We start from the raw sequence: 20,577 nt of genomic DNA on the forward strand, positions 1-20,577 counted from the left end.
TGACGCCCTGGCCGCCCGGCTGAACAACCGCCCACGCAAGTGCCTCGGCTACCGAACCCCGGCCCAATGTGTTGCCTTGACTCTTTGAATCTAAGGACGCGGCCTTCAAGATCTCGTTCGCCCGCCGCAGTTCGGCGTTCTCCCGGCGCAGCCGCTTCAGCTCGGCCGACTCATCGGTGGTGCGGCCTGGCCGGCTGCCCTCGTCGGTCTGGGCCTGGCGGACCCCAAGTGCGCAGTGTCTCCGCGGTGCCGATGCCGAGCTTGGTCGCGACCGCGTTGATCGTGGCCCACTCGGTCGGGTAATCCGGCCGTACTTCGGCGACCATCCGCACCGCTCGACGGCGCAGCTCGGCGGGGTAGGGAGACTTACCTGGCATGGACTCGATCCTCTCAAGAGAGAGAGTCTCCACCGAACCCGGGGCGATTCACACCCCGTACCGCTTCAAAAGTTTCGCAGGGGCTTGACCTCCAGGTCGGCCTGATCCGCCGATACGGGCAAGATCGGTCCTTGTGTCTTTCCATCTCCTGTATCTGATCATGACTCGGTTGTTCGGCTGGCTGGTGCTGCTGGGCCGAGGTAAGGCAGTGAAGGACGTCGAGACCATGGTGCTCCGGCATGAGGTGGCGGTACTGCGAAGGCAAGTCACGCGGCCGAAGCCGGACTGGGCCGATCGAGCGATCCTGGCCGCGCTGTCCCGGCTCTCACCACCTGGGGTGCGGGCTTACCGGCTGGTGACACCGGACACCCTGCTGGCTTGGCACGTCGCCTGGTCCAGCACCGATGGATGCATCCGCACCGGTCCGGCCGCCCCCCGGATGAGCAAGGAGATCCAGGAGCTGGTGGTGCGCCTGACGCATGAGAACCCGTCCTGGGGAAACCGCCGGGTGCACGGTGAACTGGTCCTGCTCGGCCCCCAGGTCAGTGAGGCGACCGTACGCCGGATCCTGCGGCCCCGGAGGGTCGACCCGGCTCCACGAAGCACCGACACCTCGTGGAGGACCTTCCTACGCGCCCAGGCGCAAGGCATGCTGGCCGTCGACCCGCAGGTGGCCACCGCGAGCGGCCGAGAAGACCGCGGCCCTGCTGTTCGGCAAGGAAGAGCAGGGCGAGAGCGGGAGAGTGGTCTCGCTGAGGAGCTGACAGTCGGATCAAGCATCCGGCCCCGCATTCGCCGCCCGCTCGCGGCGAGGCGGGGCCGCTGCTCTTGCCGCACAGGCTCGGAGATGCCGGATGATCATGGTGTGTGTAGGGTTGGTGCAACCGAGCACGCACGGAGCACGTAATCGCTAGACGAAAGTTCTAGAACGCGTCCGATCCCGCATATCCGCAGGTCAGGCCATGATCAAAGCGCGCCCTGCAGGATTCGAACCTGCGACCGTCGGATTAGAAGTGGATCGTCCTTTGGCGGACCAACAACGTACTGACCTGCGTGTGATCGCCCAATGCCTCTCAACTGGGGCAAGGTCATTCCGCGCATGTTCCGGATCTTGTTCGCATGACGGTCCGCAGCCGCGACTATTTCGCGATGGGCGCTCCCTCAGTAGCAGTGGCCAGGCCAGTGGGGGTCCTCCCAACGGGCAGGGCCGGCGAGGCCGAGCAGTCGTATCCGATGGAGCAGCTCTACAGGGGCGTACTGGGTACGGAGCCGGGCAGGGGCATTGCGGATCAGCCAGGCCGTCAACTCGATACGCGTCTCTTCCTCGTCCTCCCGGGTTTCCCAGGGGAGTTGGTCTCCCAGTAAGTCGTACTCCCAATGCGCCACCGCTTTGGCTAGGTGGTGGTCGGCCACGCTGGACGTCTGCGCTCCCCAGACGTGCAACCAGGGGCTGAGTGTGGCGGAGGCTTCATTGCACAGTGCGAGAAGTTCGTGCGCGGGAACAGCGGGATCCGGGTCGATGAGAGTGTGGGCCCACCAGGCGTTCAGGAATTCCCAGACCGCTGCAACGTGCTCGTCGGGCCACTGCTGCCACTCGCCGCGAGCAAACGAACGTCCGACCTCCTCCATACCGAAGAGCGGCTCGACAAGACCGCCGACGAGAGCCCTCGACAACTGGGGCAGAACGCGGCGCAACACGGATGCATGGTCATCCCAGTCGCTGGGCTGCCAAGCGCGACGCAGGAGATCAAGGTCCAGCTCCACCTCCGGCACCTTCAACTGCGCGAGCTCTTCCGCGCTGCCCCAGTGGCACTCACAGTTGTACTCATCAGGATGTGCGGTCATGCCGCGGAAGGTGACGGCCATGCGGTTCAACGCGGCGTCGAGACGGAGTCGCGCGGACGTCTGGTCAAGGTTCGTCACGAGCGTTCGCTTTCAAAGACTCCGGAAACCTGCGTCATCCGAAGATTGCTACCTTAGCGAACTCCGTGCTCCCGAGCTGATGGTGAAGGAGACGAAAGCGGCGCTGTCAGCTTGGGAACTGTATCGATCACGGCCTACTGAGGCGCTGAGCTGGGCGGCAGGTCGGTCCTGAGCGACCGTGGTTGACCCCTCGTTACCCCTCTTAATGGCCCGCTAATGGCCCGGCGAACATAGGTCCGCCCTATCTCTCCGTGCGGCCCACACTCTGCATGTTGAGATCAGCAGCCATACTGCAAACGTGGCGATCAACAATGTGACGGATCCTCCGTCAGATCCACTTGCGCTTATCAAGCAGACCGACTGGGCCTCGCTCGAACACGCGTTGGGTCCGGCTGACGATACCCCTGCCGCGCTGGCCGACCTCCTCCTTGGCACTCCGGAGGCCCAAGCCAAGGCCGTCCGCCACCTCAACGACCCGGTGCACCATCAAGATACTCTCTACTCCGCGACAGGCCCGGCAGCCTTGTACGTCGCTGCGATCCTCAGCGATCCGCGGACCGACACCTTGGTGCCAAGTCGCGAGGATGGCCAGTGGTATCCCTTACGTCAGGAGCTGCTGGAGTGGCTGGGATCCATTACTGACGGAGTCAGCAACGATGTCGAAGCGGTGTTGGTGCGCTTGGGCCTCCTGCCGGGGAAAGACCCGGAATTCACGGAAGTCCGGGCCCTTCGTCCAACGCTCTTCCGCGCCGTGGCCGCGTTCTTCCAAGACCCCAATCTCCCCGTACGGGAAGCGGCCCTCGCCGCAGCCGTACCGCTCTTGGACGCCCCCGAACTCGCCCACCATCAAGCCAGCATCGCACCAATCGTGCGCAGCGTTCTGGCTACCAGCTTGGACCGGGGCTACCAGGCCATCGCGGTAGGAGGCCTCCGCGCATGGGGCGAAGAAACCGCCTCGCTGGTCAAGCAGGAAGATTTGGAGTGCATTCTCTCGACAGCAGGAGGGTGCAGCGATGACCCGCCCTTTTGAGCCGCAGTAGTGCCCACATCGACCAGTGATGGTGGCCGGCCACGCCATCCGGTGAGCCGTGCTGAGGAACGAAGCACGGATCGTCGATCGCCCCAAGCATGTACGGCGTCCAGCCATGCAGTGGCGATCGTAGGGCTGCATCTGTGCGGCGGCGCGGCAACCCCGGTCGGCGCGTTCGATTGGTACGGCGGGGCGGCGTGCGGTGCCCGGCCTGGTGTCCCGCCGCCGTCCGGGACCGGCCCCCAGGCCGCACGCCCGGACGGCGGGCGGGCGGAGGGCCGGAGGTACGGCGGCGCGCCGCGCCGCCGCTTGATACCTAAGAGAACAACTCGGCAATTCGGCAGACCAGCAAGCAGATCCGAGTTGCGCTCAATCGAGTAGGTCAGGACGGCGGCTGGTTAGGGCTCTGCGGGCGGTTACGAAGCGTTCGTGGAACTCTTCGGCAAGTGCTTCCCGTCGGTAGCGCTGTCGTAGTACGCGGTCAAGGTCTCCGGCGCGGTTCACGAGATCCGTGAGGGATCGGCGGTCGATGTCGAATGCGGCTAGGCCTTCGTCGACTGCTGCGTCGAGTTCGCCTCGACGGGCGTGAACGATGCCGAGGTCTATGTGTGCGTCGGCGACTCGCATGGGGGCGTTTGAGGTGCCGTCTGGGCGGGTGTGCATCTGGATGGTTTCGCGGGCGTGTTCTTCGGCGCGGTCGTCGTCGGCGAGCCAGGTGTAGCAGGTGGCGGCGTAGAAGACCCACTTGGCGTGGTCGAAGACAAAGTGGTGGTCTGGGTGATCAGGCATGGGCAGGCTGCTCAGGACTTCCGCTCCGCGCGTCAGGGCGCGGTCGGCTTCGCGACGGTCTCCGATTCGGGCCAGGCCGCGGGCTTCTTGCAGGGTGAGTTGAACCATTGCGCTGCTGGTGCCGGCGACGGCCTGGCCCATGCGGGCGGCGGTGACGACGTCTTCGTAGCGGCCTTCGACGAGGGCGAACCATGCTGACATCTCGTGTGCCCAGCCCATGAGTTCGCCATGTCCGACCTGGCGGCCCATCTCGAACGCTGCCCGTCTTGCGGTCTCGGCCTCTTCCCTCTCCCCCAGGTCGTAGTGAACGCAGCCCAGCAGGGCGGTGAGCCAGCCGGTGATCACAAGCAGTTCGCGATGCTGATCAAGGGTGAGGCGTCCGGCAAGCAGACGGTTGATCTGCGCCAAGCGCTTCTGGGTGCGATCCCTGAGCGTGCCTGCGGGCACGACGGGATAGGCGCGGCACAACAGATCGACGGCCTCGGCAAGCGCTTCCAAGGTGCCGGTTCCGACGTCAGACGCCTGGAGTTGTTGGGCGAGTTCCATCGTCCCGTACAGGTCTGCTTCGGCTCGTAGGGCGTCGGCCGGGATGACCTGGGCCTCGATGAGGCGGCTGCCGGTCTGTTTGGTGGGTGAGAAGCCGAGTGCTTCCGGTTCCCGACCGGTCAGTTGCCTCAGTGCGAGCCGGTAGGGCGTGCGGGGCCATCGGACTTCGCCGGCCTCCCAGCGTCGGACGCGTTCCTCGTCGCAGGCCAGGCGTTCGGCGATGCCTATGGGGGTGGCGTTGATCTGGTCGGCCATCTGGGCGCGGGAAAGGTGTTTTTCGTTGCGCCAGGCCCGAAGCCGCACGTTCGGGATGTAGTCGGGCATCTGCGGGTCTTCCTCCCGGCTGGGGGCTCGAAAGGGGAAATGAGGGGGCCGTTCAGGGGTCCTGCAGAAACGCGGTTGCCGGTGGACTTGTCATCAAGCAACCACGGTACGTCACGCGGCCTCCCGCCACAGGGAACGCCGGATGAACGAGGAGATGGCGACGGTGACCCGGCCAGACGAGACAAGCAAGACGTCGTGCTGCCCCGCTTGCCGGGGACGCGGGATCAAGCTGCGTGACTCACGCCGTGCGCTCCTCATCGGCGACGACGACGGAGATCAGACCTTGAGTGGGGAGCAGGAGTGTCTCGACTGCCTCGGAAGCGGCCGGGCCGAAGGGAGCGTGAAATGAATTCGATCATTCAGGCGGTGGAGGCGGGTTTCCCGCAGCGCGAGGCCGAGGGCATCATGCTCGTCCGGCTGCGTGACCGGCTCACGGGCCTCGGCGTCAATGCCGAGCTGCGTGACAACAACAGCGTGCTTCTGGTGCACAGGCCGGTGGAAGGGCTGCCGGTGTGGGTGTTCGTCGGGTACGGCGGCGCCTACTACTCCTGGCAGAACGCCGAGAAGCGGCATCCGACCAGCGACCCGGAGGGCGCGGCGAACGTCCTGGCTGAGTACGTCGCCAGGTGATGACGGGCACGGCGAGGCAGGGGTGATCCTTTCCGAAGGGGGGTGAGGGTCACCGTCTGGTCTCGCCATGCCTTCCCCGGCAGGCAGTTGCAGTGGCATCCCCCGCGGCACCCTTCCCAGCCCGGTCGCTGCGCTGCCTGCCGGTTCTTCATGTACGGCTTCCGCTTCAGCGAACCACGTGGACAGCCGGCGGCAAGCCGGTTACGCTCAAACTTGGTAAAACAACCTGTCGGCTGTTGGACGGTCATGATGTCGCTAGAGTCCGTGCCGCCTAAGTATGCGCAGCTTGTGCAGACTCTCCAAAGGCGCATCGAGTCGGGAGAGTACCTGCCGGGCACGCTCCTGCCGAGCGAGAACCAGCTCATCCAGGAGTTCAGCGTCTCCCGTCCTACCGTTGTCGCCGCCCTCCGTGTGCTGCGAGAGCAGGGATGGATCGAGTCCCAGCAGGGCAAGGGCCGCTTCGTACGCGGCCGACCGGCGATGGCCTCCGTCGAGCAGAAGCGGCCCGGGCAGGCGTACCTGACCAAGCCGGAGACCGACGCCACGGGCGAGGTTGTCGAGGTGGGTGCGGTGACCGCCCCCAATCGGATCAGCGCTCTGCTCGATCTCCAGCCCAAGAGCAAGACGTTCGTACGGCGGCGTCTGATCACACGCGATGGTGAGCCGACCGAGTTGGTGTCGCTCTGGCTGCCGTTGGAGCTCTCCGAAGGAACAGATCTCACCAGCGGGGAACCCCTAAGACAGGGTTTCCGGGAACACCTCCAGGCGCGCAAGGGCGTCCGTTTCGATCACATCGTGGAGCAGATCACCGCTCGCATGCCCTCCCCTGACGAGGCCAGGCAGCTCGCGATGCCGAAGAACCAGCCACTCCTGGCTGTCTTCGGCGCGGTCCGCGACGCCTCCGGCCGGCCTCTCATCGTCGTGGAAGTCTTGCTTCCCGCCGACCGACACGAGCTGGAAGACGCCTACCCGATCGCCTGAGGCGACGCCTACCCTCCTGGGCAGTCATTGCCTCCACCGCTGCGCTCCATGCAATGGTTGGACGGCGAGGGAGACGGTACAGGGTGCAGCTTCGCCTCATGGGCCTGTACGGATCCCAGGACGAAGATCACGCATACCGCTGCGATGACGCCGAAGATCCATGCACCGACGCGCCTGTCAGTGAACGGGCAGATTCCCGTGGCGAGAACTGGCGCCGCAGCGAAGATCCATGCGGCTGCGGTCAGCCATCCGCTCACACTTGCCTGATCAACTTCGGGAAACGTCATGCTGGCCTCAAGCGCCTGCATGAGGCAGAGCGGTACCCCGAAAACCCAGATGAGCGCTAACAGCCCGAGGGCGATGCCGCTAATGGCGCCGGGCTCCGTTTCTACGGTCTCCACAATTGTGACTATTTCGTCCGATTTAGCGTGAATAAAGCACAGGGGATTCACGATTCCGCGCCAGAATTTCTCTTAGGCACTTGACCTAGCAAGTTTGAGCTGCGTAATCTCGGAGCATCAACTTGATAGGTTAAGTGCCTGTCAGTCAAGAGAGGAGAGCCGCCATGGCTCTGCAAGGCCCCATCCCCGTCACCTTCTCCATGGTCTTCCCGCACGGCTGCTACATCGTCGGCGAGGTCGAGCCCGTCAAGGACTTCGACGCCTCGTCCAACGGCCGGTTCGTGCAGGCCCGCGACAAGCAGACCGCAGAGCTGGTCTGGCAGGTCGCGGTCATGGACGGCGACCCGACCCTCAAGCCCGCCCAGAAGACCGTCGCGGTCAAGATCCTCGCATCGGTCCAGCCGGTCCCCCCACAACCCATGCCGGGGCTTCCGTTCACGCCGGTCGAGTTCAACGGCATCGCCATCACGCCGTACGTCAACGCCGCCGGCCGCCTCGCCTACTCGATCAAAGTTCGCGAGATGTACGCGCCCCGCCAGACTGCCCAACCCGCTCAGAACAAGGCTTCGGCCGGAAAGGACGCCGCCTGATGACCCGACGCCGTACCCCGCGCAACAGCGTGATCCGGCTGACCACCGGGCACGCCGCCCGCACCCTCAACCACCCGTTCACCCGCCGTGAGCCCGTCCTGGCGCTCGACTTCGGCGCCACCTCCGTCCTGGTCACCACCAGCGGACCGGTGACGGTGGAGGACCTGCAGTTCGCCCGCCAGCTCGCCCACGCAGCTAACCGCTTCGCCCGCTCCATCGAGCGCAGCTTCTACGACCTGCCCGACGGCAAAGGAGTCGCGGCATGAGTGCCCGCCCGTACACCTACGTCACCCTGTCCCTGCGACCGGAGTCCACGCCGCACGTCGGCGTCTCCTTCCACACGTCCGACCTCAAGGTTGGCGCTGGTCTCCTGCTCAGTAGCCCGCGCCCGTACCTGGAGCTCTACTCCACCGAGGCGAACGTCCACATCTCCACCACTGGGGCCGGCCCGGTCACCGACGCCGACCTGAGCACCGCTCGCGAGATCTTCACCGCTGCCGCTCGCTACCTGGCCGACTGCGAGCAGTTGCACGCCGAACAGGCCGACAAGGACGCCACCGCGGACACCACCGGCCCGGCGACCTGACATGAGGCGGGGCCGCTGGAAGCGGCAACTTCCGGCGGCCCCTCGGTTCTCCCCTGACTCCACATCACGAGAGGTTCCCAGCTTATGTTCAAGCGGCTGCCTGGCGACGAGGCGCGCAACCTCGTCTCCACCACGCCCGACACGGCCGTCGTCTTCCGCCCGGCCGTCGTCAAGACACCCGCCATCATCACCTTCCTCATCTACATCTTGCGCTTCCTGACCGCCCTCGTCCGCACCACCTGGCGGCATCCGATCGCAGTCGGCCTGCCGGTCGTCCTGGGTGTTGCTTGGTACTGGTACGGCTGGCCCGCCACCGCATCCATGCTCGGCTTCGCCGTCCTGTCCCTGCTCGCCTGGGCCTTCACCGAGCCCGACTCCTTCTCCCGCCTCGTCGGCTTCCGCCTGCTGGCCTGGTGGCGGCTGATGTCGGTCTACCGCCGACACTGGCAATCGGTCATGGACGTCTCCGGCCTGGCCAGACGCATCAACGGCCGCGTCTACCTACCTCGCCTGATCCGCATCACCTGCGACGGATGGGCCGACCGCATCACCGTCCGCATGCTTGCAGGTCAGGCGGTCAAGGACTGGTCCGACCGCCTCGACAACCTCGCCCAGGGCTTCGGAGCACCTTCCTGCCGGTTCGCGCTCATCAAGGGCGGCCGACTGTTGCTGACGTTCCCGCGCAGCGATCCCCTGGCCGCCCCCATGCCCGCCCTTCCCATCCCGGACGAACCTTCCGTCGGCCCGGTCGAGATCGGCAAGCAGGAGGACGGCCGACCTCTCCGACTCAAAGTCCACGGAACCCACGTCCTGATCGCCGGAGCGACCGGGGCCGGCAAGGGCTCCTTCCTGTGGGACACGATCCGCGGCCTGCTTCCTGCGATGCGGGCGGGTCTGGCCGAAGTCTGGGCGCTCGATCCGAAGCACATGGAACTGTCCCTCGGTCGAGAGCTGTTCCAAGGCCGCTACGCCGCCGACCCGTCCGACTGCGCCGACCTACTGGACGAGGCCGTCAGCGTCATGCAGAAGCGCGCCTCCCGCTTCGCCGGTCTCCAGCGCTCCCACACGCCGACCGTCGAGGACCGTTCGTCCTGGTACTCGTCGACGAAGTCGCGTTCCTGACCGCCTACCAGCCCGACAAGCACCTCCGGCAACGCATCTCCGCCGCCCTGGCCACCCTGGCGACCCAAGGCCGCTCAGTCGGCGTCGGCGTCATGGCCGCCCTCCAAGACCCACGCAAAGAAGTCCTGAACATCCGCAACCTGTTCCCCGACAAGATCGCCCTCCGCCTGGACGAATCCGAACAAGTGGACATGGTCCTCGGCGACGGGGCACGCGACCGGGGCGCACTCGCCGACCACATCTCACCGATTCCCGAGCTGGGCGCAGGTGTGGCGTACATGCGGCTGGAGACCTCACCCGAACCGATCCGAGTCCGCGCCGCCTACGTCTCCGACGCCGACATCCGCGACATGGTCACCTACTACCGGCAGGCCGCATGACGCTCACTCACCTGCTCGACGGCCTCCGCTGCGCCACCTGCCTCACCTGAACGTTCTCCGCCTCGACCCGGTCCGCGCCTTGGTCGAGTGCACCGAGTGCGGCCAGACCGCGCTCATCGTCCCCGACCCCGACGAAGGGAGGACCGCATGACCCCTGCGCACGACCGCGCACTCCCCCGAGCCGTCCGCCAGGCCATGCCGATGGCACACGACGTACTGGTAGAAGTCGCCAAGCAACACGGCGTCTGCATCCGCCCCATCCCGCTCAAGCGCCTCGACACCGTCACCGGCAAGTCCGAGATCATCGACGTACCGTGCGGCGCCACCCTCGACAGCAAATGCCCACCATGCGCCAAGCGCAACAAGCAGCTCCGCAAGGCTCAATGCCGCGAAGGCTGGCACCTGGACACCGAACCCACCATCACACCCGACGACCCGAACGAAGAGCAGCGCTGGCTCGTCGAGTTCCGCGCCGACTACCAAGCCCAGCGCGACGCCGCCGAAAAGGCCGGCGACGACACCACCGAACTCGACGCGATCATCACTGGCCTGGACGAAGAGATCAACGCCGCAGGAATGCGCGGCAACCTCCTCGGCCGTACGACCACCAAGCGCTCCCGCTCCACCAGACGACGGCAGGACGCGCCCGACCTGCCCAAGCGCAAGATGACCAACACCACCCTCGGACGCACGTTCCAAGCACCGGACGGCAAAACCTACCGCCCGTCCCTGTTCGTCACGCTCACCTTGCCCTCGTACGGCAAGGTCCGCGAAGGCGCACCCATCGACCCCGACACCTACGACTACCGCCGCGCCGCACGAGACGCCCTGCACTTCTCCAAGCTCATCGACCGCTTCGTCCAGAACCTTCGCCGCGTCGCAGGCTACGACATGCAGTACTTCGCCGCAGTGGAGCCTCAGAAGCGGCTAGCCCCACACCTGCACATGGCCATCCGTGGAACGCTCCCACGCGCCGAGATCAAGCAGATAGCCGCCGCCACCTACCACCAGGTCTGGTGGCCACAGGCCGACGAAGTCATCTTCGACGGCGACCACCTACCGGTCTGGGAAGACGGCACCGGCTACCTCAACCCGGCCACCGGCGAAGTCCTGCCTACCTGGGACGAAGCCCTCGACGCTCTCGACGAGGACGCCGAACCTCTCCACGTCATCCGCTTCGGCGACCAAGTAGACGTTCAAGGCGTGCTCGCCGGCACCCCGGACGCCGACCAGTGCATCCGCTACCTGTCCAAGTACCTCACCAAGTCCATCGGCGACGCCCTCGACGGCGGCCAGGCCCAGCAACAGCACGCCACCCGCATGCTGGACGCTCTCCGCTACGAACCCTGCTCACCCACCTGCCCGAACTGGCTCCGCTACGGCATCCAACCCAAGGGGGCCAAGCCCGGCATGCCCCCCGGTCACTGCCGCAGCAAGGCCCACAAGCCTGAGCATCTCGGCTACGCCGGACGCCGCATCCTCGTCTCCCGCAAGTGGAGCAACAAGACCCTCACCGAACACAAGCAGGACCGCCGCACCTGGGTCCTGGAAGCCCTCGGCCAGAGCGACGAGACGCCTGACCCACACCGCTACGTCTGGAGACCCGTACCGGCCGGAGACGCCAACGTGCCACCACTCGCCATCCGGCTCCTGCGCACCGTGGCCGAACGCCAACGCTGGCGAGCACACCTCAGAGACCTGGAGGCCAGAGCAGCCGGACAAGACCTTTCGGCAACCGAGGACATGGGGAGGGCCGCATGACCAAGCACGACGAACTCCTGACCGTCCGCCAGGTCCTCACCGAGCTCGGCGGAGTCTCCCGCCGCACCTTCTACCGCTGGCGCGAGATCGGCAAGGCACCAGAGGGCATCCGCCTGCCCAACGGCGAACTCCGCATCTACCGCAGCGACCTCGACTCCTGGCTCGAATCCCTCCGGAGGACAGCATGACGACCTCCTACAAGGTCAAGTTCTGGGACATCCGCACCAACACCAGGCCGGACGGCAAGAGCAAGAAGCCTCGGATCGTCTCCCACACCGTTCGCTGGACGGTCGGCAGCCGAGAGAAGTCCTCGACCTTCAAGACCAAGGGCCTGGCCGAGAGCTTCCTGTCCGACCTCCGCCAGGCGGCCAAGAAGGGCGAAGCGTTCGATGTGGAGACCGGCCTTCCGACATCGATGGTCAAGGCCAAGGAGGCTCGCACCTGGTACTCCTTCGCCGTCGCCTACGTGCACGCCTGGTGGCCCCACGCGGCGGCCAAGTCCCGGGAGGGGATGACCGACACACTCGCCACCGTGACCCGCGTCCTCGTCGGCGACGCTCCCAGCCGACCATCCGACGAGATCATCCGGCGGGCACTGCGCGTGTACTCGTTCTTGCCCGAAGATCGCAGGCCGACGCCGACACCGGAGATCGCACGGGCCTTGCGCTGGCTGGAGAGCGCGTCGCTTCCACTGAGCGCTCTGGAAGAGACCAAGCACGCCCGTGCGGCGCTGGAAGCCCTGGCGCTTTGTCTGGACGGCAAGCCTGCGGCGACCTCGACCTACCGCCGCAAGCGGGCCGTCTTCCACCACGTGCTCGAATACGCCGTGGAGCTGGAGGAGCTTTCGGGAAATCCCCTTCACAAGGTCAAGTTCCGCAAGGCCAAGGTGAGTGGCGAGGTTGACCGGCGCTCGGTGGTCAATCCGCGGCAAGCCCGCGAATTGCTCACTGCGGTGACCTACGTGGGACGGTCACGCGGGCCGATGCTGGCCGCGATGTTCGCCTGCATGTACTTCGGCGGCCTACGCCCGGCTGAGGCGGCCGGACTGCGGCAGAAGGACTGCCACCTCCCGGCGAAGGGCTGGGGCCTGCTGACGCTGGAGAAGACCAGGCCCCAGAGCAACAAGCGGTTCACCGACTCCGGGCAGGCCCACGACGAGCGCGGCCTGAAGCACCGGGACGTGAAGCAGACCCGCACCGTCCCCATCCCGCCCGAACTGGTGGCCATCCTCTGCCAGCACATCGCGACGTTCGGGGTCGGACCGGACGGCCGGCTGTTTCGCACTCGCACGGGCGGTGTGATCTCCGGATCGGCCTACGCGAAGGTCTGGCAGGAGGCTCGGACGTACGCCCTGACGCCTGAGCAGGCCGCGTCTCCCCTGGCGAGCAGGCCGTACGACCTTCGGCACGCGGCCGTCTCACTGTGGCTCAACGCGGGCGTACACGCCCCAGAAGCGGCCGAACGGGCGGGACATGGTGTTGACGTGATGCTGCGTGTTTACGCCAAGTGCATCGACGGCCAGCGGGACGTCGCCAACGGGCGGATCTTGGATGCGCTCGCTGCATGACCAACAGCCACGGCAGGCCCCCAGGACATCTCGGGGTCCTTTCGTCGTTTCCGGCCCTCGAAACCACCGCACCACCTGGGAAAACGGGCCTGCGAGCATTCCGCGTATGTTCCGCGAGCAGTGGCACAGGGCTGCTCTCGGCCGCCTCACCCTGCCTACGAGCCAAGACCGTCGATCATGCAAAAGACCAGGTCAACCCACAGATCGCCTGGTCCTGGTTGCGCGCCCTGCAGGATTCGAACCTGCGACCGTCGGATTAGAAGTCCGGTGCTCTATCCAGCTGAGCTAAGGGCGCTCGATTTAGTTATCTGACCAGGGACTCCGCGAAGATTCTGCCACAGAACCCCGTGTGCACGCACAGAGTAGAGCATAGGATCCGCAGCATGCCCCGGCCCCCAAAACAGGATAGATCACCACGCGTGCGCGACCTACTGGATTCGTGGGCTCTCGCCCTAGAATCCGCAAACCGCTCCGATGGCACGATCGCCTCCTACATGGCGACAGGTCGTCTGTTCTCGACCTACCTGGAGCATCATTCCATGCCCGAGCGGGTGGAGGGAGTCACTGCCGAGCAGATCCGCTCCTTCCTTGCCGCATGCCTGAACGGCTGCTGGAAAGACACCGACCATCAGTTGCCCTGCGACTGCGGAGTGCGCAGCAGCAGCCCCGGCAACGCCGACAAGCACTACCGAAATCTGAAGGCTTACTTCAACTGGGTGATCCGCGAGGGCGAGCGGACCGCCGTCCACCCGATGGTGAACGTCACCCGGCCCAAGGTGCCGACCGCGCCGACCGAGACCTTCAGTGACGACGAGCTCAAGGCGCTCCTCAAGGCGTGCTCGGGCACTTCGCTCGTAGACCGGCGCGACACCGCCATCATGCGCATCTTCATGGACACCGGCCTGCGCGTCTCCTCCGTGGCCGGCCTGCGCTACAGCAGCGACCCCGAACTCAACGATGTCCTCCTCCCCCAGAAGCTGCTGCGCGTCCGCCTGAAGGGCGGCGACATCATCCAGGTCCCGATCGGCAAGAAGACGGCCCGCGACCTCGACCGCTACATCAGGGCCCGGATCCGCCACATCGATGCCGAGTGCGAATGGCTGTGGCTGGGCAAGCGGGGCCAGTTCCAGAAGTCGGGTATCCAGCAGATGCTCAAGCGCCGCGGTGTCCAGGCGCAGGTGACGAACGTGCACGCGCACCGCTTTCGGCACACGTTCGCCGACGACTGGGCTGAGGCCGGCGGCAGCGACTCCGACCTGATGCGCATCGCCGGTTGGAAGTCGCATGCCATGGTGCGCCGGTACGGGGCGAGCGCGGCTGAGCGGCGAGCTCGGATCGCTCACGCTCGACTCTCTCCCGGCGACCGTATCTGACCGGACGGGTACACCGGACGAGCAAGGCGTGCGTCTTCTCTCGTCCGGACCTTCCGTCTCTGGAGTCACGCCATGCGCTTACGCACGGTCTGCTTGGCCGCAGTCGCCACACTCATCACCGGATGCGGGAGCATACTGCCCGTCCCCAAGTCTTCCCCGTCTGCAACGCTCGACATCAGCGGCACGATCGCAGTCCGCGGCGGGGTCTCTCAGAACGGCCTTGACGGGGAGCCCTGCACGACCACCGGAGCAGGATTCAAGGACATCCAGGAGGGGGTCCAAGTTGTAGTCACGGACGCGGCCAGCAAGACCATCGCTCTTGCCGCGCTTGGACCCGGCAAGATGCGCCGGCCGGGCGGCCCGGACGCCCTCGACCGGCACTGCGTCTTTCCGTTTGCGGTGTCAGCGCCAGCAGGTCACGACTTCTATGGCGTGGAAGTGAGCCACCGTGGACGCGTCCAGTTCACCGCGGCCCAGGTGAAGACGCCACTGGAGCTCACACTTGGCGATTGAATGACTCGCTAAAACAGCGGCCCCCGGACACCCAAGCCGGGGGCTTCCATGTAGCGGCGCTCAGCTCTTAGGCCAGTTCTTCTTGGGTGACACGTAGCTGCCACGCTTCTCGACCGTGAACACCCACCCCTGCTCGCGCAGGAGGGCTACCGCTCGGCGGACAGTTCCCTTCGCTACGTCGTACTGCTGCATGAGCGTCTTCTCGCTCGGGATCGGCGACTCAGGCCGCAACTCCCCCGCCCTGATCCGCTCGGCCACCTCGCCGGCGATCCGCTCATACGGCTTCGTCGCCTTCGACACGCGAGGCGCGTCCTCAGGGCCGACGAACGTCCCGCGGCCCGGCACGAGATAGACGACACCCTCGCTACGCAACAGCCGGAGCGCCTTCGTCGCCGTGATGCGCGAGACGTCGAACTCGTCCTCGATCTCCTGCTCGCTCGGGACGGCGTGGCCAGGCGGTATCTCACCGCTCTCGATGCGGCGCCTGATCTCGGCTGCAACCTGCTGATAGAGCGGCACGGGTCCCTCACGATTGAGCACGTGGGCACGGTAGATGAGCTATCTGGTGCCCTATTGAACCACTACATGCTTCTTGTCGAGATCTTAAGTGTTGCAGGACAACTTATATCTACCTGTAGACCAGATAGCTCGTCTAGGAGTACCTTCTTGGCATGGCCCTCCCCGACTTGCCTAGCCGGGAGAGCCCGGTCACCTCCGGCGGAGATGACGGGCCTCCCCCCGCTGTCGAAGACCTGTGTCACGACGACCTCTTGACCGGCACCCGCGCCGAGGACGAACTGCTCATCTTCGAGCGGTGGCGCCGCCTCACCGCAGCCCGGCTCCGTCGCAGCGTCACTCCCTGCAGACAGACGGGAGACCTGTGATGGGCTTCGTGTTCTGCCTGGCGTGCGGTGACAGCATCGGCGAGAACGCCTACGGGGAGTGGGAAGGCCCCACTGGCACCACCTGCCGCAAGCGCGCAGACGGCCATCTCGTCGAACAGGTCATCCCGGACCGGGAGGACCAGTGATCCCCCGCGACTACCGCGACGAGTTCGCCGCCATCGCTCCCGAAGGCGCCGTCTACTCCTTCGAGATCGACGCCGAAGGCGGCTGGTGGCTCACCGAGGCTGGCCGGCGAGGCCACCAGACGAAGCCGTGGCGACCCGCCGAGGACTGTGACGTGCTTGCCGCAGTGACTCTGCTCTACATGCTGAACCAGTTGGGGCCCGTGCCGATCACAGGCGAGTACGCCAGGGCGGCGGCGAAGCTCCGCATCTCCGACCAGGATCTACGCGTCGCGCTGATGCAACGGGCGTACGGCATGTACCTGCGCCACCTTCGGCGCTGACCCCTTAGACCGCCCTCGCCCTGGTAGCCGGAGGGGGATGCCGGGGCGGGGGCACTCAAGCCGTCCTTCGGGGAGGGCTCGCGCCGCCAGTTCCGCCGCTGGCGCTCGCTGCGGGCCGGGACCTCCCCAGGGACGGCCACCAACCTCCACAACCGAATAAGGACCTCTCGCTCAGGCTGCAACCCGAGCGAGAGGCCCTGCAACCGGACTCCCGTCTACACCGGAAGGCCCGATCAATGGGTGATCCTACGAGCCAGCCTGCGGGCGAGGCTAGAGACATAGCGGACAGCATCGAGTCCGCCCCCGAGCGCCGCGTCACCGACTGGGCCGAGCGCCGGCCAGTACGCCCCAAACTGTCAACCGGCGCCTTCCTCGCCGTGACCGGACTGGGCATCGTGCTGCTCGGAATCATCGCCGTCGCGTTCCGCGGATCGTGGACCGCACACCGCGACGCGGCGCTCGCGAGCCACTTCGACGCGACCGGCGCCGCCCTGTACCCGTTCGCCCCGGACGGACTGATCGTCATCGCACTGATCGCGGCGATGGTGCTCCGCCACACCCGCAAGGCCCGGCTCTACGCGCTGTTCGTGGTGGGGCTGTTCACCTTCACCTCGTTCGTGATCAACCACCTGCACGGGCTCGGCCAGTTCACCCGGAACCCCGTGTCCGGAGCCGTGCCGGACCTGCCGTGGCCGGTGGTCGCGCTGATCGCGGGACAGGTGATCGGCGCCATCTTCTTCGGCTCCCACTTGATCGTGTTCGCTCTCCGCCACCTGTTCCCCGGTACGCACGCCGACCAGCCCGAACACGGCAACGAGAGCACGCCCGAGCCCATCCGCGTTGAGGAGCCTGTACGGGTCGTGGAGACCGTACTGGACCCCGACCCCGAGGAGATCGCCAAGAAGGTCTACAGCGTCCTGCTCGACCTCGACCAAGCGGTCGGACGCGACAAGCTCGCCCGCGTCTGCGGCATCTCCCCGCGCGCAGCCGTACGCGTCCGCAAGGCGGTCGAGCAAGACCGCGAAGAGGCCGAACTTCGCCGCGAGGAGGAAGCGCGCCTGGAGGCTGAGCGCAAGGAGCGCGAAGCGAAGCTGGCAGAAGCCCAGCGCTACGCCGCCTCTGTGGCGGCAGCTCTAGTACATGGCCAGGAGTCCGTCTCAGAGACGCCCGAGGCTGAACCGACCGATGAAGAACTCACCGCCGGCCTGACTCCCGCCGAGGTGCTCGGCGGTCCGCCGATGTCGGTTCGACGCCGGCAGTGGCGCGAACAGCGTGACGCCGAGCAGGTCTCCCCGAACGGTTCAGCACCCCGCTCCACCCCGTGACCGGAGGCACGCCATGAACACCCATCTGCTGATCGCAATCCTGGCGCTGGTGGCCTTCCCCGGATGCACGCTGCGTGAGCCCACCGCTCAAGCCCGCACCCCCTCGCAGATCGCCGCCCGCGTGCGCGCGGCACGCTGGTGGGAGTTCCCCTTGTGGCCGCTCTGCGTTGGCCTGGCCCCGCTCGGCGTGGCCGGCTGGTGGGCGCTCCGCTCAGCCGTGTTCAACCTGTCAGCTGTGGCCGCCTGGTTCCTCGCCAAGGTCGCCACCGCCTTCTCCGCTGATGGACGCCGCTACAGGCTGGTCCGCACGGATGGATTGCGAGCGGTGTCCTCATGAGCCTGGAAAGCCGTCCCTTGCGTCTGGTGCGCAGCACCGACGACGCTCCCCCGCTCCCTGATGGCGACGAGCCTGGCAAGGAACTGGAGCAGATCGTCTACGACACCGAGATCGTCGAGGAGCCGACCGCTTCATCGCGCGAGGTGGCGGTCCGCAGGCCCGGCCCCCTCGTCCGCGTGCAGCCATCCGAAACCACCGTCAAGGTCGCCCGATTGGTAGTCCGTGAGGGTGTCACTGTGGCGCAGGGCTGGCACTCCTGGTGGGTGCGCGCCTGGGACGGGCTCACCCTCGGCGTCTACCGCAAGCAGATCCGCATCGCCGACGCCACCGGTAACGCCGAAGCGCTCGCGCTGTGGCAGGACCGCAAGGAGCAGGCGGTGGAGCGGCGGCGGGCCCGCCTGCTGGAGCTGCCGAAGGTCGGGCTCAGCGTGCTCAAGGTCGCGGTCAGCATCGTCGCCCTGCTGCTGGTGCTGATTCCGCTTGTCGCCCTGCTGGTGTGGATGACCGGCGGCAACGGGATCGACGTGTTCCGGTGGGTCGGCTCAGTCATCCGGTTCCTGTTCGACGCCATAGCGTTCCTGTGGATCCCCGCCCTGGTCGCCGCGCCGATCGTGGCCGTCGTAGCAGGGCGGCGAGAGGGGCGACGCAAGGACACGATCCCGCCTAAGTGGCTGGCCAAAGAAGCGGGAGAGGTCTCCGGAGAGACGTCCGGTAAGGACTCGATTCCCGATGAGAGTGCCATCCTGCAGGCACTCCGCCACCTGGAGCTTGCCCCGCTCAACAAGGCGTTCAGGGCAGGCTGGCGGCCCCGCTGGATCCTTCCGACCGAACGGGACGGCAACGGCTACCACTCCCAGCTCGAACTGCCGATGTCCGTCACCGTCGAGATGATCGTGGAGAAGAAGAAGACGCTGGCGCACAACCTGTCACGCTTCCCGATCGAGGTGTGGCCGACAGAGCCGCGCACCATGCCCGGCGTGCTTGACCTGTGGGTAGCCGACCAGGGCGCACTGTCAGGCTCCGTGCCCGACTGGCCGCTCCTGCATGGTGGCAGCACCGACTACTTCGCCAGCGTCCCTTGCGCTGTTGATATCCGCCGCCGCCCGATCAACGGCCGGCTGTTCGAGGCCAACTACGCGATCGCGGGAATGATGGGATCGGGCAAGAGCAGCCTCATCATCACCCTTCTGCTCGGCGCACTCCTGGACCCGCTGGTCGACGCGGACGTGTTCTGCATGGCCGACAACGCTGACTACGACCCGATGGCCCCGCGCCTTCGCACGCTCAGGACCGGGACTGGCGAGGACGTCGCCGAGCACTGCCTGGCGACGATGAACGACATCTACAACGAGCTCAGTGTGCGCGGCAAGGCGCTCAAGGAGCACGGGGTCCGGGCAGCGAGCCGAGCGCTGGCGGAGAAGGACGAGCGGCTGCGTCCCCGCGTGATCGTGGTGGACGAGTGTCAGGCGCTGTTCCTGCACGAGAAGTTCGGCCAGAAGGCGCTAGAGATCGCGGTGAAGACCGAGAACGCCGCCCGCAAGTACGCGGTTACCATCGTCTACGCGACACCTGAGGCGTCCTCTGACTCCCTGCCTCGCAGACTCATCGCCATCACCTCGAACAAGGCGTGCTTCGCCATCGGTGACCAGACCAGCAATGACGCCATCTTGGGCACCGGGTCCTACAAGGCCGGCATCTCCGCGGTCGGCCTAGAGCCGAAGACCGACGAGAGCCTCGGTGACGTCGGAACGTTCATGGGGCGCGGCTTCACCCCGAAGCCGAGCCTCCTGCGCTCCTACTTCGTCTCCCAGACCCAGGCCGTTCCCGTGGTGCATCGCGCCCTGAAGATCCGCGAGAAGGCCGGCTATGGGACGGGCAGGGCCGCGGATCTGCAAGCCAGGGACCTCCTGGACGACTTGGACGAGGTTCTGGGCAGTGATCGCGAGCGTTTGGCCGACCTGCCGGCCCGGCTGCGGAGGCTGGCCCCGAACTGGCTGCCCTACCAGAACCTGACCGGTATCGAGCTGAAGGACATCCTCACCCGCGAGTACGGCGTGAGGGTGACCAACCCGCACAACGTCCTCCATCTCGACCCTGCCGATTTGCGGCGAGTACGCGACCAGCGCAGGGCGGGTGAGTGAGGTGAGCGTGCCCCGAAAGGCGCTCGAAATGGCCCCTTCATCGCGCTCGCCTCACCTCTCCTAACCACCTAACCGGGCTAACAGTTCGCAGGTCACGGCCCACTTCTAGGCGCACTAACCCGCAGGTGGGATCACTAACCGTGTTAGTCGCTTTCGTCGCCTTCAGCTAACCGGACGCGGTGGCTGCGGAGGCTCCCCCGACCGGTTCGGGAGGGCGTCCGGAGCACCCCGCTCCTCCATCTCCTTCATTGCCGATCAAGAAAGAAGGCATCGTGTTCAGCTTCCTCGACAAGGTCGCCAACGCCGGCGCCCGCAGCACCATGCCGGCGGAGATGCTCACCCACGCCAAAGACCAGGGCCAGACCACGAACACGCGCAACCAGCTCGCTCAGATCGCGAACGGCTTCGGCGTGAGCCGGGACGCCAAGCGTGCGGCGTGGCAGCAGCTCGTCGACGCCGTCGGCGCGGACGAGGCCAAGAAGTTAGTAGCCCAGGCCGCCCACAGGGTGCGGACCTCTTTCTCCCGTTAAG

At 66.3% G+C, this 20,577-nt stretch carries 21 protein-coding genes, 1 tRNA gene and 2 pseudogenes; 18 read left to right on the forward strand and 6 right to left on the reverse strand.

The features are described from left to right. Positions 1-91: 91 nt before the first annotated feature. Both ACFYUV_RS20275 and ACFYUV_RS20280 read right to left on the reverse strand, forming a co-directional pair. Positions 92-377, reverse strand: a pseudogene (locus tag ACFYUV_RS20275) (transposase); the annotation flags it as partial. A 1,161-nt stretch (positions 378-1,538) separates the two neighbouring features. Further along, positions 1,539-2,300 carry a hypothetical protein gene (locus ACFYUV_RS20280; protein WP_387670386.1) on the reverse strand — a complete coding sequence of 254 codons (762 nt, stop codon included), beginning with the start codon at positions 2,298-2,300 and terminating at the stop codon, positions 1,539-1,541. Positions 2,301-2,598: 298 nt separating this feature from the next. On the opposite strand from ACFYUV_RS20280, the gene ACFYUV_RS20285 reads away from it, so the two are divergent. Next, a complete protein-coding gene (locus ACFYUV_RS20285; protein WP_387670388.1) occupies positions 2,599-3,330 on the forward strand; it encodes a hypothetical protein in 732 nt (243 codons plus the stop codon). Between the two features lie 369 nt (positions 3,331-3,699). On the opposite strand, the gene ACFYUV_RS20290 is transcribed toward ACFYUV_RS20285, so the two are convergent. Next, entirely contained in the window at positions 3,700-4,989 is a 1,290-nt protein-coding gene (locus tag ACFYUV_RS20290; protein WP_387670390.1) for a hypothetical protein, read from the reverse strand. Between the two features lie 345 nt (positions 4,990-5,334). Here ACFYUV_RS20290 and ACFYUV_RS20295 point away from each other — a divergent pair, with 345 nt between their 5' ends. Beyond that, complete coding sequence (locus tag ACFYUV_RS20295; RefSeq protein WP_387670392.1) at positions 5,335-5,619, forward strand: hypothetical protein; 285 nt, start codon at positions 5,335-5,337, stop codon at positions 5,617-5,619. A gap of 288 nt (positions 5,620-5,907) precedes the next feature. Then, complete coding sequence (locus ACFYUV_RS20300; protein WP_387670394.1) at positions 5,908-6,600, forward strand: GntR family transcriptional regulator; 693 nt, start codon at positions 5,908-5,910, stop codon at positions 6,598-6,600. An 8-nt stretch (positions 6,601-6,608) separates the two neighbouring features. Here ACFYUV_RS20300 and ACFYUV_RS20305 read toward each other — a convergent pair whose 3' ends face one another. Then, entirely contained in the window at positions 6,609-7,001 is a 393-nt protein-coding gene (locus ACFYUV_RS20305) for a hypothetical protein (RefSeq protein ID WP_387670396.1), read from the reverse strand. Positions 7,002-7,165: 164 nt separating this feature from the next. Between ACFYUV_RS20305 and ACFYUV_RS20310 the strand changes: the two genes are divergently transcribed. From ACFYUV_RS20310 to ACFYUV_RS20340, 7 genes and pseudogenes are all read left to right on the forward strand, one after another. Then, complete coding sequence (locus ACFYUV_RS20310; RefSeq protein WP_387670398.1) at positions 7,166-7,591, forward strand: plasmid replication, integration and excision activator; 426 nt, start codon at positions 7,166-7,168, stop codon at positions 7,589-7,591. After that, positions 7,591-7,857: a hypothetical protein gene (locus ACFYUV_RS20315; RefSeq protein WP_387670399.1), complete on the forward strand. Its 267-nt coding sequence runs from the start codon at positions 7,591-7,593 to the stop codon at positions 7,855-7,857. Before ACFYUV_RS20310 ends, ACFYUV_RS20315 begins: the two co-directional genes overlap by 1 nt. Then, positions 7,854-8,177: a hypothetical protein gene (locus ACFYUV_RS20320; RefSeq protein WP_387670401.1), complete on the forward strand. Its 324-nt coding sequence runs from the start codon at positions 7,854-7,856 to the stop codon at positions 8,175-8,177. The genes ACFYUV_RS20315 and ACFYUV_RS20320 overlap by 4 nt, the downstream gene beginning before the upstream one ends. Before the next feature lie 84 nt (positions 8,178-8,261). After that, a pseudogene (locus ACFYUV_RS20325) lies at positions 8,262-9,679 on the forward strand (FtsK/SpoIIIE domain-containing protein). A gap of 147 nt (positions 9,680-9,826) precedes the next feature. Next, entirely contained in the window at positions 9,827-11,440 is a 1,614-nt protein-coding gene (locus ACFYUV_RS20330; protein ID WP_387670402.1) for a replication initiator, read from the forward strand. Then, on the forward strand, positions 11,437-11,628 hold the full coding sequence (locus ACFYUV_RS20335; protein ID WP_387670404.1) for a helix-turn-helix transcriptional regulator: 192 nt from the start codon (positions 11,437-11,439) through the stop codon (positions 11,626-11,628). The genes ACFYUV_RS20330 and ACFYUV_RS20335 overlap by 4 nt, the downstream gene beginning before the upstream one ends. Beyond that, the gene (locus ACFYUV_RS20340; protein WP_387670406.1) at positions 11,625-13,007 is read left to right on the forward strand and encodes a tyrosine-type recombinase/integrase; all 1,383 of its coding nucleotides are present in this window, start codon (positions 11,625-11,627) and stop codon (positions 13,005-13,007) included. Before ACFYUV_RS20335 ends, ACFYUV_RS20340 begins: the two co-directional genes overlap by 4 nt. A 221-nt stretch (positions 13,008-13,228) precedes the next feature. Here the strand turns inward: ACFYUV_RS20340 and ACFYUV_RS20345 are convergent. Then, positions 13,229-13,302 (reverse strand) — tRNA-Arg (locus tag ACFYUV_RS20345). 124 nt (positions 13,303-13,426) lie between these two features. Here ACFYUV_RS20345 and ACFYUV_RS20350 point away from each other — a divergent pair. Then, complete coding sequence (locus tag ACFYUV_RS20350; protein WP_387670408.1) at positions 13,427-14,380, forward strand: tyrosine-type recombinase/integrase; 954 nt, start codon at positions 13,427-13,429, stop codon at positions 14,378-14,380. Positions 14,381-14,452: 72 nt separating this feature from the next. Next, positions 14,453-14,893 carry a hypothetical protein gene (locus ACFYUV_RS20355; RefSeq protein ID WP_387670409.1) on the forward strand — a complete coding sequence of 147 codons (441 nt, stop codon included), beginning with the start codon at positions 14,453-14,455 and terminating at the stop codon, positions 14,891-14,893. A 60-nt stretch (positions 14,894-14,953) separates the two neighbouring features. Here the strand turns inward: ACFYUV_RS20355 and ACFYUV_RS20360 are convergent, their stop codons facing one another. Further along, positions 14,954-15,433 carry a GntR family transcriptional regulator gene (locus ACFYUV_RS20360; protein WP_387670411.1) on the reverse strand — a complete coding sequence of 160 codons (480 nt, stop codon included), beginning with the start codon at positions 15,431-15,433 and terminating at the stop codon, positions 14,954-14,956. A 343-nt stretch (positions 15,434-15,776) separates the two neighbouring features. Between ACFYUV_RS20360 and ACFYUV_RS20365 the strand changes: the two genes are divergently transcribed. From ACFYUV_RS20365 to ACFYUV_RS20390, 6 genes are all read left to right on the forward strand, one after another. After that, positions 15,777-15,923: a hypothetical protein gene (locus tag ACFYUV_RS20365; RefSeq protein WP_387670412.1), complete on the forward strand. Its 147-nt coding sequence runs from the start codon at positions 15,777-15,779 to the stop codon at positions 15,921-15,923. Then, positions 15,920-16,243 (forward strand): hypothetical protein, encoded by a 324-nt coding sequence (locus ACFYUV_RS20370; RefSeq protein ID WP_387670413.1) that lies wholly within the window; start codon positions 15,920-15,922, stop codon positions 16,241-16,243. The genes ACFYUV_RS20365 and ACFYUV_RS20370 overlap by 4 nt, the downstream gene beginning before the upstream one ends. 377 nt (positions 16,244-16,620) lie before the next feature. Continuing rightward, positions 16,621-17,568: a DUF2637 domain-containing protein gene (locus tag ACFYUV_RS20375; RefSeq protein WP_387670415.1), complete on the forward strand. Its 948-nt coding sequence runs from the start codon at positions 16,621-16,623 to the stop codon at positions 17,566-17,568. 13 nt (positions 17,569-17,581) lie between these two features. After that, the gene (locus tag ACFYUV_RS20380; protein ID WP_387670416.1) at positions 17,582-17,905 is read left to right on the forward strand and encodes a hypothetical protein; all 324 of its coding nucleotides are present in this window, start codon (positions 17,582-17,584) and stop codon (positions 17,903-17,905) included. Beyond that, positions 17,902-20,046 (forward strand): hypothetical protein, encoded by a 2,145-nt coding sequence (locus ACFYUV_RS20385; RefSeq protein WP_387670417.1) that lies wholly within the window; start codon positions 17,902-17,904, stop codon positions 20,044-20,046. Before ACFYUV_RS20380 ends, ACFYUV_RS20385 begins: the two co-directional genes overlap by 4 nt. 272 nt (positions 20,047-20,318) lie before the next feature. Continuing rightward, positions 20,319-20,576 carry a hypothetical protein gene (locus ACFYUV_RS20390; protein ID WP_387670418.1) on the forward strand — a complete coding sequence of 86 codons (258 nt, stop codon included), beginning with the start codon at positions 20,319-20,321 and terminating at the stop codon, positions 20,574-20,576. Position 20,577 lies beyond the last annotated feature (1 nt).

The organism is Nonomuraea sp. NPDC003560, assembly GCF_042878785.1.
Lineage (GTDB): Bacteria > Actinomycetota > Actinomycetes > Streptosporangiales > Streptosporangiaceae > Nonomuraea.